Source organism: Lelliottia nimipressuralis (genome assembly GCF_041464075.1).
Taxonomy (GTDB): domain Bacteria; phylum Pseudomonadota; class Gammaproteobacteria; order Enterobacterales; family Enterobacteriaceae; genus Enterobacter; species Enterobacter nimipressuralis.
The window spans coordinates 315,346-330,560 of record NZ_CP167172.1 but is presented as its reverse complement, the minus strand read 5'-3'; the positions used below and the strand labels follow the sequence as shown (position 1 = coordinate 330,560).

At 53.5% G+C, this 15,215-nt stretch carries 16 protein-coding genes; 2 read left to right on the top strand and 14 right to left on the bottom strand.

The window, feature by feature from the left end; translation table 11 throughout:
• Positions 1-525 precede the first annotated feature (525 nt).
• Together ACB496_RS01560 and ACB496_RS01555 are read left to right on the top strand one after the other, a co-directional pair.
• Positions 526-1,488 carry a transcriptional regulator gene (locus tag ACB496_RS01560; protein ID WP_194514355.1) on the top strand — a complete coding sequence of 321 codons (963 nt, stop codon included), beginning with the start codon at positions 526-528 and terminating at the stop codon, positions 1,486-1,488.
• The gene (locus ACB496_RS01555) at positions 1,466-1,930 is read left to right on the top strand and encodes a hypothetical protein (protein WP_102105714.1); all 465 of its coding nucleotides are present in this window, start codon (positions 1,466-1,468) and stop codon (positions 1,928-1,930) included. Before ACB496_RS01560 ends, ACB496_RS01555 begins: the two co-directional genes overlap by 23 nt.
• A 24-nt stretch (positions 1,931-1,954) precedes the next feature.
• Here ACB496_RS01555 and ACB496_RS01550 read toward each other — a convergent pair whose 3' ends face one another.
• The 14 genes from ACB496_RS01550 to flgE all read right to left on the bottom strand — a co-directional run bounded on the left by ACB496_RS01550 (position 1,955) and on the right by flgE (position 15,208).
• Positions 1,955-2,626 carry a DUF2931 family protein gene (locus tag ACB496_RS01550; RefSeq protein WP_371974162.1) on the bottom strand — a complete coding sequence of 224 codons (672 nt, stop codon included), beginning with the start codon at positions 2,624-2,626 and terminating at the stop codon, positions 1,955-1,957.
• A gap of 41 nt (positions 2,627-2,667) precedes the next feature.
• A complete protein-coding gene (locus ACB496_RS01545) occupies positions 2,668-3,339 on the bottom strand; it encodes a DUF2931 family protein (RefSeq protein ID WP_371974160.1) in 672 nt (223 codons plus the stop codon).
• 41 nt (positions 3,340-3,380) lie between these two features.
• On the bottom strand, positions 3,381-4,049 hold the full coding sequence (locus ACB496_RS01540) for a DUF2931 family protein (protein ID WP_371974158.1): 669 nt from the start codon (positions 4,047-4,049) through the stop codon (positions 3,381-3,383).
• A 41-nt stretch (positions 4,050-4,090) separates the two neighbouring features.
• Positions 4,091-4,759: a DUF2931 family protein gene (locus ACB496_RS01535; RefSeq protein WP_371974156.1), complete on the bottom strand. Its 669-nt coding sequence runs from the start codon at positions 4,757-4,759 to the stop codon at positions 4,091-4,093.
• Positions 4,756-6,747 (bottom strand): type VI secretion system tube protein TssD, encoded by a 1,992-nt coding sequence (gene tssD / locus ACB496_RS01530; protein WP_371974154.1) that lies wholly within the window; start codon positions 6,745-6,747, stop codon positions 4,756-4,758. Before tssD ends, ACB496_RS01535 begins: the two co-directional genes overlap by 4 nt.
• A 231-nt stretch (positions 6,748-6,978) precedes the next feature.
• Positions 6,979-7,974, bottom strand: coding sequence for a hypothetical protein (locus ACB496_RS01525; RefSeq protein WP_371974152.1), 996 nt, complete (start codon positions 7,972-7,974; stop codon positions 6,979-6,981).
• A complete protein-coding gene (gene flgL, locus ACB496_RS01520) occupies positions 7,974-8,888 on the bottom strand; it encodes a flagellar hook-associated protein FlgL (protein WP_100778013.1) in 915 nt (304 codons plus the stop codon). The genes ACB496_RS01525 and flgL overlap by 1 nt, the downstream gene beginning before the upstream one ends.
• 21 nt (positions 8,889-8,909) lie before the next feature.
• Entirely contained in the window at positions 8,910-10,280 is a 1,371-nt protein-coding gene (gene flgK, locus ACB496_RS01515) for a flagellar hook-associated protein FlgK (protein ID WP_100778014.1), read from the bottom strand.
• 3 nt (positions 10,281-10,283) lie between these two features.
• Positions 10,284-10,676: a rod-binding protein gene (locus tag ACB496_RS01510; RefSeq protein WP_129036130.1), complete on the bottom strand. Its 393-nt coding sequence runs from the start codon at positions 10,674-10,676 to the stop codon at positions 10,284-10,286.
• 9 nt (positions 10,677-10,685) lie between these two features.
• Positions 10,686-11,777 carry a flagellar basal body P-ring protein FlgI gene (locus tag ACB496_RS01505; RefSeq protein ID WP_181827182.1) on the bottom strand — a complete coding sequence of 364 codons (1,092 nt, stop codon included), beginning with the start codon at positions 11,775-11,777 and terminating at the stop codon, positions 10,686-10,688.
• Between the two features lie 11 nt (positions 11,778-11,788).
• Positions 11,789-12,454, bottom strand: coding sequence for a flagellar basal body L-ring protein FlgH (gene flgH / locus ACB496_RS01500; RefSeq protein WP_371974149.1), 666 nt, complete (start codon positions 12,452-12,454; stop codon positions 11,789-11,791).
• 19 nt (positions 12,455-12,473) lie between these two features.
• On the bottom strand, positions 12,474-13,259 hold the full coding sequence (flgG, locus tag ACB496_RS01495) for a flagellar basal-body rod protein FlgG (protein WP_371974147.1): 786 nt from the start codon (positions 13,257-13,259) through the stop codon (positions 12,474-12,476).
• 30 nt (positions 13,260-13,289) lie between these two features.
• Positions 13,290-14,021, bottom strand: coding sequence for a flagellar basal body rod protein FlgF (locus tag ACB496_RS01490; protein WP_371974145.1), 732 nt, complete (start codon positions 14,019-14,021; stop codon positions 13,290-13,292).
• Positions 14,021-15,208, bottom strand: a complete 1,188-nt coding sequence (gene flgE / locus ACB496_RS01485) for a flagellar hook protein FlgE (protein ID WP_100778020.1) — start codon at positions 15,206-15,208, stop codon at positions 14,021-14,023. The genes ACB496_RS01490 and flgE overlap by 1 nt, the downstream gene beginning before the upstream one ends.
• Between the last annotated feature and the right edge of the window lie 7 nt (positions 15,209-15,215).

The window sequence follows — 15,215 nt, the reverse complement described above, 5'->3', positions numbered from 1 at the left end:
TGCGAAAGCTAAATTAAAAACCAATGCGACACACTCTCTCCTTAACTTAAACACAACTTAAAAATATTTAATGTATTCATTTATCCAAATGTAACAATATTTTATCGTCGGGAAAAAACAAAACACCAAATTCACATAAAAGAACAATCTATTAATATAAAATACATCCACAGATCACTATTAACGTTTAACGATTCTCATTAATGGTTGTTTAGAGAATTAACTTAATAATTTGTTGCACATCACAGTTTTATCGCGTAAAAATGTGTCAAGGAAGAGAAACTTCCTAATCTCATACTGGAAAAGGCGGAAAATGACCGGCAAGCACATGCCGTTCCGCAGAGCGAAATCCCTGTTTACGTCGTAAAACCGCTCGTTTTTGCATAATCTCCGCAGGCACGCGGCAATTCTCAAATGAATTTTAAACGGAATTAATGATTAATTTACATTAAGCATTGCGCGACTTTTTCGCTCGGTGCGGAGATGAATAATTGATTCAGGAGTGGCTTTTTGTCACCTGTCGCCATGAGAAAAAAATATTCCACCGTTAATAACTGGTTAGTTGATCTACCCTCCGGCTCCCTCATAAGCATGGTCACAGGCGAAAGAAAACGCCTGGGGGAATATCAATTAAAACTATTAGATGTACTTCTTGAAAATGCAGGAAAAATTCTCACTCGCGAAGAATTGACGACGCTGGTCTGGGAGCGTCGGGTTATTGGTAATAATAGTCTGCCCAATGCCATCCATGCTTTACGCTCTGCTTTAGAAGACGACGGCAAACAACAAAAAATTATCAAAACAATCCCCAAAAAGGGGTATTTGCTTGAGCAGGCGTGGTGCCGTTTCGTTGAGAAAGAGAGCGAAGAGATTGATCTGCCGGACACGGAGATCGATGGCTTTGTGTTGCCCACGCTCAGCCCAACCGTTGAGCACAACGCTGCCGACGAGCCGGACATCGTTTCTGAACCCGTTAAGGTGATGGAAACGCCCTCCATTGAGATCGCGGTTCCCGCTGAACGCCCCGTTATTGTACCGGCCAAACCCCGGTTTCAGCATCCGCTCATCACCCTGGCGGCCCTGCTGGTCACCGTCATGATTGGCGCGATCTTTGGCTGGCACTATGCCGGTAATCAGGGCCCAAAAATCGTCGCGGCAGAGCAGGAAGTCGCGGTTTACAGCAACATTCATATTTACGAGCTGTCCGAGTCCAACCGCCTGGAGATGAGCAAAGAAGATTTTTACAGCAAAATCAAAGACACGCTGTATACCATTAACCAGCAGATCAAAACCCAGTCCATGACCATGACGGTCTATTACCAGAGTATCGATCAAACGCTGAACTACACCTTTGCGTTGAATAGCCGCTGCGACAAAAAACAGCTGGTGATGGCCATCTATCACTGGCGCATCGACCCGACCCAACTGAACAACCTGATACTGCGTGAGACGAGGAGAAAAATCAGTGAGATGGAAACCTGCGCTTAACTGGAAACTGGCCCTGTCCTGCTTTCTGCTTGTGGCGCTCGCTTTTGCGGGGCTGCGAGTTATGCAAACCGCAAACGTCCCGCAGTCAAACGTCGAGGGGTTTTTGCAGCTGGGGTTTTACGATTTGATGTCGATGCGAAAAGAGATTTACGATTCGCACATGCAGACGGTGAATGGTTCGATTTTAACGACCATCACCAGCCCGAACGACAACCGCTTCGTGCTGAAAGGAAAGTTCACCGGCATTAACGAACAGAACGGCAGACAGTTTTTCGCCTACACCCCCATCTACTACAGCACCGCGCAAAAAGGGCTGATGATTGATGGTCTGGTGGATATGCTGCTGCACATTGATATCTGGATGCAGCCGCTGTTTGTCGGCAATCAGCAGCTGGTGGTGGGGCAAAGTGGGGCAATATTTTTGTATCCGTTGAAGAAGTAAGCAGGGTGGCAGCCGCCACCCGCTTCACCATTCGCCGTACGGATAGGTTTTGCCTTTGATAAAGTCTTTTATATTTTGGTCGTAGCCATCAGGGATGCTGTAGTCGAAATTGGCGAGAGTAATGCCTTTACAACCCTCCAGCTTATCGCCGGAAAGTGTGGTAATTTTTTTCGGCTCTACGGGCAAGTTCCCATTCCCCCCAACGGTATCCTGTAACCAAATCCTCACCTTACCTTCAGGAGCCAGACCAAACACCAACGTGTTGTACCAGGCTTTTTCATCATGGTGATCTAACCCAAATGAAATACTCATCTTTTCCCTGATACTTTGAGGAAACGTGACTTGCGTTTCGTAGGTTTTTTTATCGATGATTGAATCCCAACAAAAAAGCATTGTGACCGGAGGGTGCCGAGCTTTATTGAACTGAGCATGCCGTCTTACTTTGTTATTCCAGGTACCCACGGTTGCCCAACTATCCTCAGTACTGTCGAGCGTTCTGAAGGAATACAGGATCTTTTTATCATCGATGATACCGACATAGGTCACTCGAGCGGGAAGTGCTTTAGGAGTAAAAAAAGCAAACTCCCACATCCCATATGGCATTGTGCCAGTATCTTCTGGCAATGCGGGTTCGCCAGTATGACAGCCTGATAAAACAAGCAGCATTATGAGTAAAGACCGTTTTCCATAATTCATTTCTAACTCCGTCCATGCTTAAACTGTTACTTGCCTGAATCTCACCATTCGCCGTACGGATAGATTTTGCCTTTGATAAAGTCTTTTATATTTTGGTCGTAGCCATCAGGAATTTCATAAGACATATCAAGGTTGCTTATCCCCTTACATCCCTCCAGTTTATCCCCATACACAGTTGTTATTCTTTTCGGCTCCACAGGTATGCTCCCATTACCTCCTGAAGAATTTTGAAGCCAGACCCTCACCTTGCCTCCAGGAGCAAGGCCGAAGAGCAGCGTGTTATTCCACGCCTTTTCACCATAATGATCTAACCCGGTTGAAACACTCATTTGGTCTCCAAGGGACTCTGGGAAGGTTATCCGCGTTTCATACGTTTTTTTATCGATGATTGAGTCCCAGCAGAAAAGCATAGTGACTGGTGGATGGCGGGCTTTATTGAACTGCGCATGCCGTCTTACTTTATTATTCCATGTACCTACGGTTGCCCAGCTATCATCTACACTGTCGAGAGATCTGAAAGAGTAGACGATCTTTTTGTCATCAATAATACCTACGTAGTTTACAAATGCCGGAAGATCTTTCGGCGTAAAGAAGGCGAATTCCCAAAGTCCATACGGCATTTCCCCGGTTTCTTCCGGTGTTGCATACTCATCAGAATGACAGGCTGATAAAAAAAGTAACACTGCGAGTAAAGATTGTTTTCCATAATTCATTTCTAATTCCGTCCATGTTTATTCTGTAACTCGCCAGAACCTCACCACTCACCGTACGGATAGGTTTTGCCTTTGATAAAGTCTTTTATATCTTGGTCGTAGCCATCGGGGATGCTGTAGTCGAAATTGGCGAGGGTGATGCCTTTACACCCCTCCAGTTTATCGCCGGAAAGCGTGGTAATTTTTTTTGGTTCTACGGGCAAGTTGTCTCCACCGCCACTATTTTGTAGCCAGACTCTGACCTTCCCTTCAGGCGCCAGGCCAAACAGGAGGCTGTTATACCATGCTTTTTCCCCTAGCCTGTCTGTCCCTGTAGACTTGTTCATTGTCTCTCGCAACGATGCCTGAAACGTTATTCGTGTCTCGTAGGTTTTTTTATCAATGATTGAATCCCAACAAAAAAGCATCGCAACAGGGGGATGCCGAGCTTTATTAAACTGTGCATGTCTTCCAACCTTATTATTCCATTTATCGACTGTAAGGTAGCTATCTTCAGTACTGTCCAGTGTTCTGAAGGAATACAGGATCTTTTTATCATCGATGATACCGACATAGGTCACTCGAGCGGGAAGTCCTTTAGGAGTGAAAAAAGCAAATTCCCACATCCCATATGGCATTGCGCCAGTTTCTTCTGGCAATGCGGGTTCGCCAGTATGACAGCCTGATAAAACAAGCAGCATTATGAGTAAAGACTGTTTTCCATAATTCATTTCTAATTCCTTCCATGTTGAATGCGTTACTCATCTAAACCTCACCATTCGCCGTACGGATAGGTTTTGCCTTTGATAAAGTCTTTTATATTTTGGTCGTATCCATCAGGGATGCTGTAATCGAAATTGGCGAGGGTAATGCCTTTACACCCCTCCAGCTTATCGCCGGAAAGTGTGGTAATTTTTTTTGGTTCTACGGGCAAATTGTCTCCGCCGCCACTATTTTGTAGCCAGACTCTGACCTTCCCTTCTGGCGCCAGGCCAAATAACATCGTGCTGTACCACGCCTTGTCGCCGAACATATCCACTCCCGTCGATACGCTCATTTTTTCCCGTACTGTCTCTGGAAAGATGATCCGTGTTTCATAGGTTTTTTTATCGATAATAGAGTCCCAGCAAAAAAGCATAGTGACTGGTGGATGACGGGCTTTGTTAAACTGTGCAAAGCGCATATATCGCTTATCCCAGCGATTTATACTTGAGTCATCATCCTCTGTGTTATCAAGATTTCTGAACGAATAGAGGACTTTTTTATCATCAATGATTCCAACATAAGTCACTCGAGCAGGCAGATCCTTGGGGGTAAAAAAAGCGAAGCCCCATAATCCATAAGGCATTTCACCCGTTGCTTCAGGTGTTGTTGCATCGCTGTAATGGCACCCAGATAGTGTCAGTAATAGGGTGAAAAATAGTTGTTTAATACCTTTCATTTCTGGTTACCATCCATGTTGTAGATTGTCCTCTGCCAGTTTTGATCTGGCCGGTTTACGAAACTAAGGATCTCCGACACGGAGGTGCCACCGTAGGGCTTTTTGGTACTATCAAAAACAATGCTGTTCCAGTTTGCCGAGCAATGGATATAGTCCTGGGCAATGATATCGATCTCAGCACGAGTAAAAGTATTTGCAGTTATGCCTGAGCGTATCGCGGCTGCTGATACAATTGCTTTCTCACTCAGAGGTGAAAGAACTGAAGGCAAAATTAATTCACTGTATTCATGCGTTATCGGCTTAAACACCACCCCCGCATCCTGTGCAGCATCGATCATCACCCGCAGCACCACCTTCGACCAGTCGTTCTTCACGATCCGTTTTTTCATTGTCAGAGCAGCAAATGCGCGCTTCTGCATCCCGTCTCTTGGATGGGAAGGCATTCTCGTGTCCTCCCAGGCATCAGCCGTAATGTCATTAGTGCGAATGAGCGGTGCCGCGACCGTAGAGGATTCGAGTATCGATAGCTGTTCCATGGCATGTCTGTAAGTTCGCGTATCCGCCAGCGGGGTATCCAGCGGCACGGTTACTGCTTCCGGTCGGGTCAGGTAGATGTTTTCCCGTGTCGCAGGCAGGTAGCCGCCGCCAATATCGGAATGCGCGCCGGGCAGAGCCAGCTCCGGCCACGCGGGTTGCACGCTGTTCAGGGCGAAGTTAAAGCGGCACTCGTGCTGCGCCGTGATATGGAGGACTTTCTCCGCCACGCCGGGACGCAACACGATATTCACGTCACCGGTATTCGCTGTGTGCGGGTTGAGACCATTTTGCGGTGTCCCAATGGCGGCGACGGTATCGAAAATACCGATAAAACGCGTTTTCCCGGCCGGTGCGCCAGCGTATTCGACATCGTTCATTCCGTAGCGAATCGCATTGATAACGGCCCGATCTTCCGTCTGAATGCGATTGGCAAAGTGGCGTGCCGCCGCTGCGCCGCGACTAAATCCGAAAATATCGAACTGGAAGGAGGTGACCTTAACCACACACCCATGCATTTTTTGCTGCAACTTGCGCAGAGCATCCTTTATCGCCTCGGCAATCTGCTTCACCGCAAGGTCCGTCTTCGCGATCACCCCCGTATCGGCCACGCCTAAACTCAGGCCAATCATGCTGTCCGGTCTGCCGGCTTCGGTGCCAATCCCCTCTACATAAATGGCCGCCTGCGCCTGTCCTGATTCAATGGGGAGATCCGTTTTGTACAACGTATTTAACCAGTGAATATTGGTATACCCGCCGGTGTAGCTGGTGGCCCCTGTGCCGGAGACGCCCATCTGCTCCTGCGCCATGCGGGCAAGAATGCTTTCTGCATCCGGGTCAGAAATGTCAAAGTGCGCGGCGGTACAGGCCGCGAGCATGTTTTGCGTGTTCACGGCGTTATTACCGGTTCCATCAAAAAAAACACCGAGCGTCAGGGTAATATTGCGTTTTTCAGGTTGTTTTATTTCATCGGGTGGAAACAGTTGGTTATAGGCGTCAGGCAGGAGCAGATTGCTGAACTCTGTATTCGCAATAAGATGTTTACTGCGAATATATTCATAACTCACAGTGATACTTTCCGTATCCAGCCTGTCTTTATTATGCGAGCTGGTTATCCCCTTAATCGACGCCCCACGCAGTTCGATATGATAATATTTTTCCTGACGGCCGAAGCGGTTAGTACGGTAATAGTCAAAACTGAGCCGCAGTTTTTCATTCTCATTAATGGCGGTGGTCAGGAGTGGTGAGCTTTTGTCGGTGGGTTTGGTGAAGCGCAGGCCCTGATGATGCACGCCGCCCGCGGTGCTGACGCTGCTGGAGGAGAGCTGATAAACCAGAATTTCGTTTTCATGGCGGTACTGAAAGCGATTACCAATAGACTTTTCTGTTCCACAGCCTGCGGATATTTCCCCCTGGCGCTCACCCGTCAGCGTTAAATAGATAACGTTGCTCACTCAATGATGTCCTTATCATTTTCCAACAAAATATATTGCAATCATTAATTATGCTGGGCAGCAGTGTAGTCTTTTTTATTTTTACAATATCGCAGCTGAGATCATGAAAATGGAAAGTAAAACGAAAATGAAGGAATGCTATGTGGCAGGAATAAATAAAATAAAGAGAGAGTATAAAACCTGAGTCGCGGGTTTCCCCTCCCAGCAAGGAGAGGAAATGACCGCGCAGGGCTAGCCTAACAAATTCTTCACCGTCACCTGATGAACGTTCCCTTGCGCCGCCAGCGCTTGCGTTAGCAGGCCAAACTGCTTACCGCTCCCCGCCAGGGCATCACCCAGCGCACGTGCCGTTTCGAGCGCCTCGCCTGGGGTATAAACCGTCGACATATCCTGAATCCGCGTCGAAACGCGATCCTGGTGAAAATGCAATTTACTGCGCTCGCGGGTGATTTGGTCCAGCGTCTGCTGCAGCTTTTTACTGTCGCCGCGCTCCCAGCGAAGGGCCAGCTGGCTGATTTCGTCTTCGCGGCTGGTTTCTGCCTGCGGAGCCAGCAGGGTAAAAGCATCCGCCGGGAAGTGTTGCCCTTCGCCGCGCACGCTGAGATGCTGGTTGACGCGCGACCAGCGCGCTTCGTCGACCTGGAAAGCGACTTTCCCCTCAGGGGCGAGCGTCGCGTTGATTCCCAGGCGACCCAATCCCACATTGAGATGGGCCAGGATCTGACGCGGAGACGCCTGCTCGGGCAGCGCCACGGCGGTGAGTTCACGCTGGCCGCCGCCGAGCTGAAATACCAGCGTCTCGCCCTGCGGCTGCTCCAGCAGTTTTTCCACGCCCGGCAGGGTGAACGTGACCTGGCTTTTTTGCTGGAGCGTGATGTTGAAGTTCCGATCGATCGTACCGCCCGACAGCTTTCCGCGCTGATTCAGCAGCGTGTTCAGCCCCGACGGCGCAGAACCGTTCTGATGGCGCAGCACCAGCAGTTGGGTTTCTGTTTCGGACAGATAATTATCCGCCTGCTGAACCGCCGTCAGCTGCTGATTAAGCTGCACGTTATAGCGCAGCGGACGGCGCGACAGCAGCGCCGCTTCAGGAAAGGGCGGCGTCACACGATTCGGGGTGGCGACGCGTTCTGTTCGGGCAATCTGGGCCGGTGCCCCCGGCAGCGTCCGGACGGCGGACGCAGTGCTGGAGGCGGTGGTGGTTTTTAATCCTACCTGCATAACCATTACAACATGCTGAAGAGCGAAAGCTGACTGATCATGCTGTACGCTTTGTTAGTGACCTGCACGGAGTTGGTGTACAGCTGAAGGTTGATACTGGTGGTCGCCCAGTCGGTGTCCGACAGGTCGCGCACCACCTGATCGTTGGCGGTGCTGACGTCCGTGTGGGCATCGCCGAGCATCGTCAGGCGATTCTGACGCCCACCCAGATCGGTAAACATCGCCGCCACTTTGTCGCGCGTGTCGGAGGAGAGCGTCAGCATCTCTTGCATCTCATCCTGATAATCGCTGACCGGAATGTCTGGGTCCTGCATCTTCTCGCTCAGGGCTTTCAGCTTGTTCAGCATCTCCAGATCGCTGCCGTTACCAAACGCCTGCACGACGTTGGTGTTTTCCGTCACGCTCACCCCGTTTGCCACCGTGGTTTCTCGCGAGCCGTCGTTGCCCTGATAAACGTATTTCCCCTGCGCCTCGTCCCAGACCACCGGTTTGGCGTCGGTTTTAGTGCCGGAGAAGAGATAGCTGCCGCTCTCATTCTGGGCGTTAATCGACGCCACCAGCGAGTCCAGCATCGACGACAGTTCGGTGCCAAAACCGTTCATATCTTCGCTGCTGTGGGTGCCGTTGGCCGCCGCCAGCAGTTTATCGTTGAGGGACAACAGCTGATTGCTCATCGCGCTGACGTGCGCTTCCTGGCTCGCGAGCGACCCGCTGAGGCGCGAAATGTTGCTCTGATACTGCTTAATGGCCGACTGCTCGCGGTTCAGCTGCACCAGACGCGTGGCGGCAACCGGATCGTCCGACGGGACGTTGATTCGTTTCTGGGTCGCCATCTGTTCCATCAGCTTGCTCATGCGCGTGCCATTAACGCCAAGCTGCGCCAGCATGGCGTCGGAATTATAAAGACTACTGATTCGCATAAATTCGTTCCTTAACGCCGGTTAAAACATGCCTAACAGGTCAGTAAAAATCTGGTTGCCGGTGGCGATCACTTTGACGTTGGACTGATACGCCTGCATATAAACCTGCAGGTTTATCGCCTCTTCGTCCTGGTTGACGGCGCTGAGGTTGTTGCGCTGCAGCTGTGCCTGGTCAAACACCGCCTGCGCCGCTTCCAGCTCGCTTTGCGACTGTTTACTGGCAATACCGATGTTGGAGATGATCGCCGCCGCCCCTTCGTTCAGGCTCATGTTGCCCATCCCGCCGATATCGACCTTTTTATTTTTCAGATCGATCAGTGCCTCAAGGTTGTCGCCATTCCCCTGCTCGTCAGGCTTGCCGGAGAGCGCCAGTTCGTCGGGTTTCAAATCGTTGACCTGCAAAATGCCCGCCGGATTGGTGAGATCGAAACTGAACAGCGGTTTGCCCGGATTACCGTTTTTGTCAAAACCTTGCGCCAGCTGATCGTTAAACAGCGTGGCGACGGTTTCTGCCATCCCCTGGACCGAGGCCTGCATGTTCGCCAGTTCACCGGTTTCGTAATCGTACAGCGCGCCAAGCTGGCCGCCCGTCGACGGATTTAACGAGAAATCGCTGCCGGAAAACTTCAGCGTTAAGACAGAGTTACCGTTGGCATCGGTGCTGGCGCTGAGCTGTCCAGCCACTTTGCCGCTCACCAGCGGCTGGCCGTTTTTCATCGATACGGAGTAGCTGCCGTTGCTGTCCTCCACCACTTTCACGTCGCTGTAGGTGCTGAGCTGTTTCACCAGCTCGTCACGCTGATCGCGCAGCACGTTGCTGTTGCCGCCCGTGGAGTCCATCTCCATGATTTTTTTGTTGTAGTCAGCGATCCCGGTGGTCAGGGTGTTCATCTGCTCGACAATGGTGTTGCGCTGATTACCGACCGAGGTTTTCTGACTGTTGATGAAGTCGTTCATGTTGTTGAAACGGGTCGCCAGGGACTGCGCCTGGTTCAACAACTGCTGGCGGTTAGCTTCACTTTCTGGCCCGGCGGTTAAGGCGCCGAGGGCCGAGAAGAAATCGTCCAGCCCGGTGCCGAGACTGGTGGAATCCGTGCCAATCACCTTCTCCAGCGAGCTGAGATACTGGTTGTTAATGCCGTAGTAGTTAGCTTTGCTGTTGCTCTGCCACACCTGGCCCGTCAGGTATTGATCGGAAATCCGGCGGATGCTGTCCACCTGCACACCCGCCCCGGCGGACATACCGCCCGGCCCCATCGTCGTCACGGAGCTTTGGATAATGCCCTGACGGCTGTAGCCCGGAGTCAGCACGTTGGAGATGTTCATGGAGGTCACGCTCATCCCAAACTGCGCGGCCTGCAAGCCGCTAAAGGCAATGTTAATCATGTTCATGGATTACTCCTGCCCGCGACGTATTACCGGGACGACGGGGGGCGTTAATGTCTTCGGATGTTCCTGTAAAGCGACCATTCCCTGCGAATTCTTAAGCGGCGCACTCTCCTGCGGGCCGAGCTGGGTGATGATCATCTGGGCGATGCCCGTGCTGCGCTGGGAAGCCAGCTGTGACGCCAGCTTGTCATCGTAAAAGTCGCGCATCATGCGCTGCTGCTTGCTGTCGAACGGGTTGTTGTCCACCAGCGCTTCGGAGGCTTTTCGCATTTGCTGGAGCATCGAACGCAGGAAAATACCTTCGAACTGTTCCGCTGCCTGTTCCAGATTCTGCGGTTTTACCTGGCCGGTAAAATCGCCGGGCAGCACGCTGGTCTGGGGTTTGATCGCCTGTAGCATTGTCTCTCCTTAAATCACAACCAGTTCGGCATCCAGCGCGCCTGCTTCATGCAGGGCCTGCAGGATCGCCATGGTGTCGTCCGGCGACGCGCCGAGGCTGTTAATGGTATTCACGATGCTGCGCAGGCTGGTGCCTGCTGCAATGGTCACCATCTGGCCGCTACCGCGATTCACATCGACGTCGCTTTGCGGTGTGACCACCGTCTGACCCTGGCTGAACGCGCCCGGCTGGCTAACGTTCGACGATTCGCGAATGGTGACGGTCAGGTTGCCGTGCGACACCGCCGCCGCGCGAACCACCACGCCATCGCCAATCACCACCGTGCCGGTGCGGGCGTTAAATACCACGCGCGGCGGCTGTTTACCGGCGTTGATCTGCACATCTTCCAGCATCGACATAAACGCCACGCGCTCGCCCGCCGGCAGCGGAGCGTTGACCACCACGTTAGTGGCGCTCTGCGCCGTCGCCGTGCCGGAGCCAAAGGCGCTGTTCAGCGCCACCGCCACGCTGTTGGCGGTTTTAAAACTCGGGCGCTTAAGGTTGAGAATCACCTGGTTGTTTTGCTGAAAATCGGACGGCACTTCGCGCTCAACGGACCCTCCGTTCGGCACGCGACCCACGGTCGGGGTGTTGATGGTGACGCTCGACCCGCTGTTGCCTTCGGCTTTCACACCGCCGACCACCACGTTCCCCTGCGCCAGAGCATAGACTTCGCCGTCGGCTCCGCGCAGCTGCGTCAGCAGCAAGGTGCCGCCGCGCAGGCTTTTGGCGTCGCCGATGGACGAGACGGTAATGTCGATACTCTGCCCGCGCGCGTAGCCCGGCGGCAGCGTGGCGCTAATCGCCACGGCGGCAACGTTTTTCACTTTTGGATCGATTTTGGTCGGCAGCTGAACGCCAAACTGGCGCAGCATGTTGGTCACCGACTGGCTGGTGAACTTCACCTGATTTTTATCGCCCGTGCCGTCGAGGCCGACCACCAGGCTGTATCCCACCAGTTGGTTACCGCGCACGCCCTGAATATCGACCACATTTCCCAGTCGTTCTGCGGTTGCCGCCGTCGTCCACAGCAGCATCAGAAATAGCATCGCTTTACGCATGGCAGACTCCATTAAATCGGGAACAGCGGATGGTTAAAGAAGCGCGTCAGCCAGCCTGCGGAGTTGGAGTCGCTAAGCGCTCCACGTCCGGCGTAGGAGATACGCGCGTTGGCGATCCGCTGGGAGGAGACTGAGTTGTCGCGTTCCACGTCTTCTGCGCGTACCAGCCCGGTTACACGCATGTATTCATCGCCCTGATTAAGGGTCAGCCATTTTTCACCGCGCACGGCGAGCACGCCGTTGGGCAGCACTTTGTAGACCGCCACGGTGATGGCTCCGCGCATGCTGTTTTGCTGCTGGGAAGTGGCGTTGCCGTTGAAGTTGCGGCTGCCGTCGATGGAGCCGGAAAGCTTATCGACGGAGTGACCAAAGGCTTCCGGCACGCCAATCGAGACGTCATTTTTCTTGCCGAAGTTGGTCCGCGCCTGTTTGCTGGCCTGGGTGGATTCGTCCAGTTTGACGGTCAGGATGTCGCCCACGCGGTAGGCGCGGCGATCCTGCGTCAGGGACCAGTTGTAGTTGCCGTTATACAGCCCGCCGCCCTGCACTTTGGTGGTCGGCATGGAGAAATCTTCTGGCGGCGCGTAGGCCGCGTCATCTTTTTGCACTAACAGCGCCGGGCTTTCACACCCGGCCAGCAGCAGTGCAATGCATCCAATAACTAACTGCTTTTTCATTTCTTTTTCACTTCACGCGTTACATCGACTGCGTGACAAATTTGAGCATGTCATCCGCCGCCGAGACCATTTTGGCGTTCATCTCATAGGCGCGCTGAACGGTGATCATATCGACCATCTCCTCCACGACCTGCACATTGGAGCCTTCCAGCGAGCCTTGTTCGAGCTGCCCGAAAGCCTCTTCGCCCGCCACGCCTTCTACCGCTTCGCCGCTGGCTGCCGTTTCGCGATACAGGTTGCCGCCGAGGGCTTCCAGTCCGGCCGGATTGACGAAGTTCACCAGCGTGATCTGCCCAAGCTCGACCGGATCAGCTTCGCCCGCGACCGTGGCCGTGACGGTGCCGTCTTTGCCGATTTGCAGGTCTTTAACGTTGTCCGGCAGTTCAATCTGTGGCACCAGCGGCAGCCCCTGAGCGTTAGTCAGCAGGCCGTCCGGGTTTTTCTGGAAGTTACCGGAGCGGGTATAGGCGATATCGCCGTCGCTGGTTTCAACCTGGAAAAAGCCCTGTCCGGTGATGGCGACGTCCAGCGACTGTCCGGTGTTCTGGATATTGCCGGTGGTGAACTCTTTTTGGGTGCCGACAATTTTGACGCCGGTACCAAACTGAATGCCCGTCGGCGAGATATTGTTCTGGTCAAGCTGACCGCCCGGCGTGCGCTGATTCTGATAGAACAGATCGGCGAACATCACGCGATCGCGCTTAAACCCGGTGGTGTTAACGTTCGCCAGGTTGTTGGAGATGGCGCTCATCTTCACGTCTTGCGCGGCAAGACCGGTTTTACTGATCCATAAAGCGGGATTCATCGTTATTCCTTTTGGCTAAACGGGCAAAAATCAGACGTTACGCAGCAGGCGATTGCCCGCCGTCGCCAGATCTTCTGCCGCCTTCATCATTTTGATTTGGGCTTCGAACTGACGGTTAAGCGCGATGCTGGAGACCATTTCGTTAATCGCCGAGACGTTAGAGGTTTCCAGGTGCCCGGCAACCACCTCGACCTCTTCGGTACGCGGATTGACGTTGGCGTTGGTCACCAGGAAACCGGCGCTGTTTTTGCTCAGCTCGCTGGCGGCGATATCCACCAGCTTGATACGGTCGACGTCCATCGGCGCGGCGATGTCGCCGTCATCCGCCACGATGGTGATGACCCCGTCGTCGGCGATGCTGACGGACGAAAACGGCGGCAGCACGATCGGGCCGTTGTCGCCGGAGACCGGCAGGCCGTCGATGGTCAGATCGCCCTCCGGGCCGACTTCAATCTGGCCGTTGCGGGTGTAGACCTCGCGGTTGCCGCTGACCAGCGCAATCAGGCCGCTGCCTTTGACGGCGACATCAAGATCGCGCCCCGTCTCACGCGTTGCCCCTGGCGTCAGATCGACGCCGCCCTGCTGCTGTTGCACCAAGAAACGGGAGGCGTAACCCTCCCCCTGAATTTGCTGCGACATCGCGCTGTCCAGATCGTGACGAAACCCCTGGGTGTTGACGTTCGCCAGGTTGTTCGCGTGGATCTGCTGCTGCGCGAGGCTGCGGGACGCTCCGCTCACGGCGGTATAAATTAAGTGGTCCATTACAGTGCCTGGAACAGCGCCGACATCATGTTGTCGTTGGTGCTGATCACTTTGGTGTTGGCCTGGTAGTTACGCTGCGCCGTCATCAGCCCGACCAGTTCGGCGGTGAGATCGACGTTGGAGCCTTCGAGAGTGTTGGAGCTGATCGACCCCAGCAGCCCGGTGCCCGGCGCGCCCGTCAGCGGCGTACCGGAGCTGGCGGTTTGCGACCAGGTGGTGCCGTCCTGCGAAGAGAGACCGTTCGGATTGGAGAAGCTCGCCAGCACCAGCTGGCCCTGCAGCAGGCGCTCACCGTTGGAGAAGGTGGCGTAGACGCTGCCGTCTTTGTCGATCATTTGCCCGGTACGTTCCCCTGAGGCGTAGCCGTTACCGGAGTTTTTGCTGACCGAGAAATCGGAGCCAAACTGAGTGGTGCCGCTGTAGCTCAGGGTCAGTTCGATGCCGTCTGCGCCCGGAATACTGGCATTAATGGTGACCGGGCCGGTCGGCGTCTGCAGCACGCCCTGCTCGGTGAAGGTCATTTTCTCGGTAGTGCCAAGATCCTGATCGTCCATGTAGTAGTGCACTTCCCACTCGTTGTCGGTGGTTTTAACGAAGTACTGCTTCATGGTGTGTTCGCGGCCCAGAGAGTCATACACCTGAGTGGCGTAGGTGTGGTTGTAAGATTTCTCGTCGGTCGGATCGAAATCGGGATTTTCCGGCAACTTTTCGTTGGCATTCAGGTTGGCGGTGAAGTCGAGAGTGCTGGTCGCTTTCGCCGGAATAGAGCCGCTGCTGATGGTCAGATTGCCGATGGTCCCGGTCTGCACCACGCCGTTGGCATCCACCGGATAGCCCTGCAGGTACATGCCGAGGTTGTTAACCAGGTTACCGTTGTTGTCGGTGGCCATATAGCCGGCGCGGGTGTAGGCGGTGGTGCCGGTGCTGTCGCGCATCATAAAGAAGCCGTCGCCATTAATGGCCAAATCGAGGCTGTTGGCAGAGGCAAAAATGGCTCCGCTTTTGGAAATACTCTGCGCAACGGCGGTCACGCCCACGCCCAGTGGCTGACCTTCGGCATACAGGGACGCGAACTCCGCGCGCCCGGATTTAAAGCCCACGGTGCCGGAGTTAGCGATGTTGTTGGAGATCGCGCCGAGCTGTTGGTTGATGGCATTCAGGCCAGAAACTGCAATATCAAAACTCATAATAATT

Coding starts and splice junctions, on each gene's coding strand:
- ACB496_RS01535 (WP_371974156.1), bottom strand. CDS start 4,759: ATGAAAGGTATTAAACAACTATTTTTCACCCTATTACTGACACTATCT.
- flgG (WP_371974147.1), bottom strand. CDS start 13,259: ATGAATCCCGCTTTATGGATCAGTAAAACCGGTCTTGCCGCGCAAGAC.
- ACB496_RS01505 (WP_181827182.1), bottom strand. CDS start 11,777: ATGCGTAAAGCGATGCTATTTCTGATGCTGCTGTGGACGACGGCGGCA.
- ACB496_RS01525 (WP_371974152.1), bottom strand. CDS start 7,974: ATGGTTATGCAGGTAGGATTAAAAACCACCACCGCCTCCAGCACTGCG.
- ACB496_RS01490 (WP_371974145.1), bottom strand. CDS start 14,021: ATGGACCACTTAATTTATACCGCCGTGAGCGGAGCGTCCCGCAGCCTC.
- flgH (WP_371974149.1), bottom strand. CDS start 12,454: ATGAAAAAGCAGTTAGTTATTGGATGCATTGCACTGCTGCTGGCCGGG.
- flgL (WP_100778013.1), bottom strand. CDS start 8,888: ATGCGAATCAGTAGTCTTTATAATTCCGACGCCATGCTGGCGCAGCTT.
- ACB496_RS01545 (WP_371974160.1), bottom strand. CDS start 3,339: ATGAATTATGGAAAACAATCTTTACTCGCAGTGTTACTTTTTTTATCA.
- flgE (WP_100778020.1), bottom strand. CDS start 15,208: ATGAGTTTTGATATTGCAGTTTCTGGCCTGAATGCCATCAACCAACAG.
- ACB496_RS01510 (WP_129036130.1), bottom strand. CDS start 10,676: ATGCTACAGGCGATCAAACCCCAGACCAGCGTGCTGCCCGGCGATTTT.
- ACB496_RS01550 (WP_371974162.1), bottom strand. CDS start 2,626: ATGAATTATGGAAAACGGTCTTTACTCATAATGCTGCTTGTTTTATCA.
- ACB496_RS01540 (WP_371974158.1), bottom strand. CDS start 4,049: ATGAATTATGGAAAACAGTCTTTACTCATAATGCTGCTTGTTTTATCA.
- ACB496_RS01560 (WP_194514355.1), top strand. CDS start 526: ATGAGAAAAAAATATTCCACCGTTAATAACTGGTTAGTTGATCTACCC.
- flgK (WP_100778014.1), bottom strand. CDS start 10,280: ATGAACATGATTAACATTGCCTTTAGCGGCTTGCAGGCCGCGCAGTTT.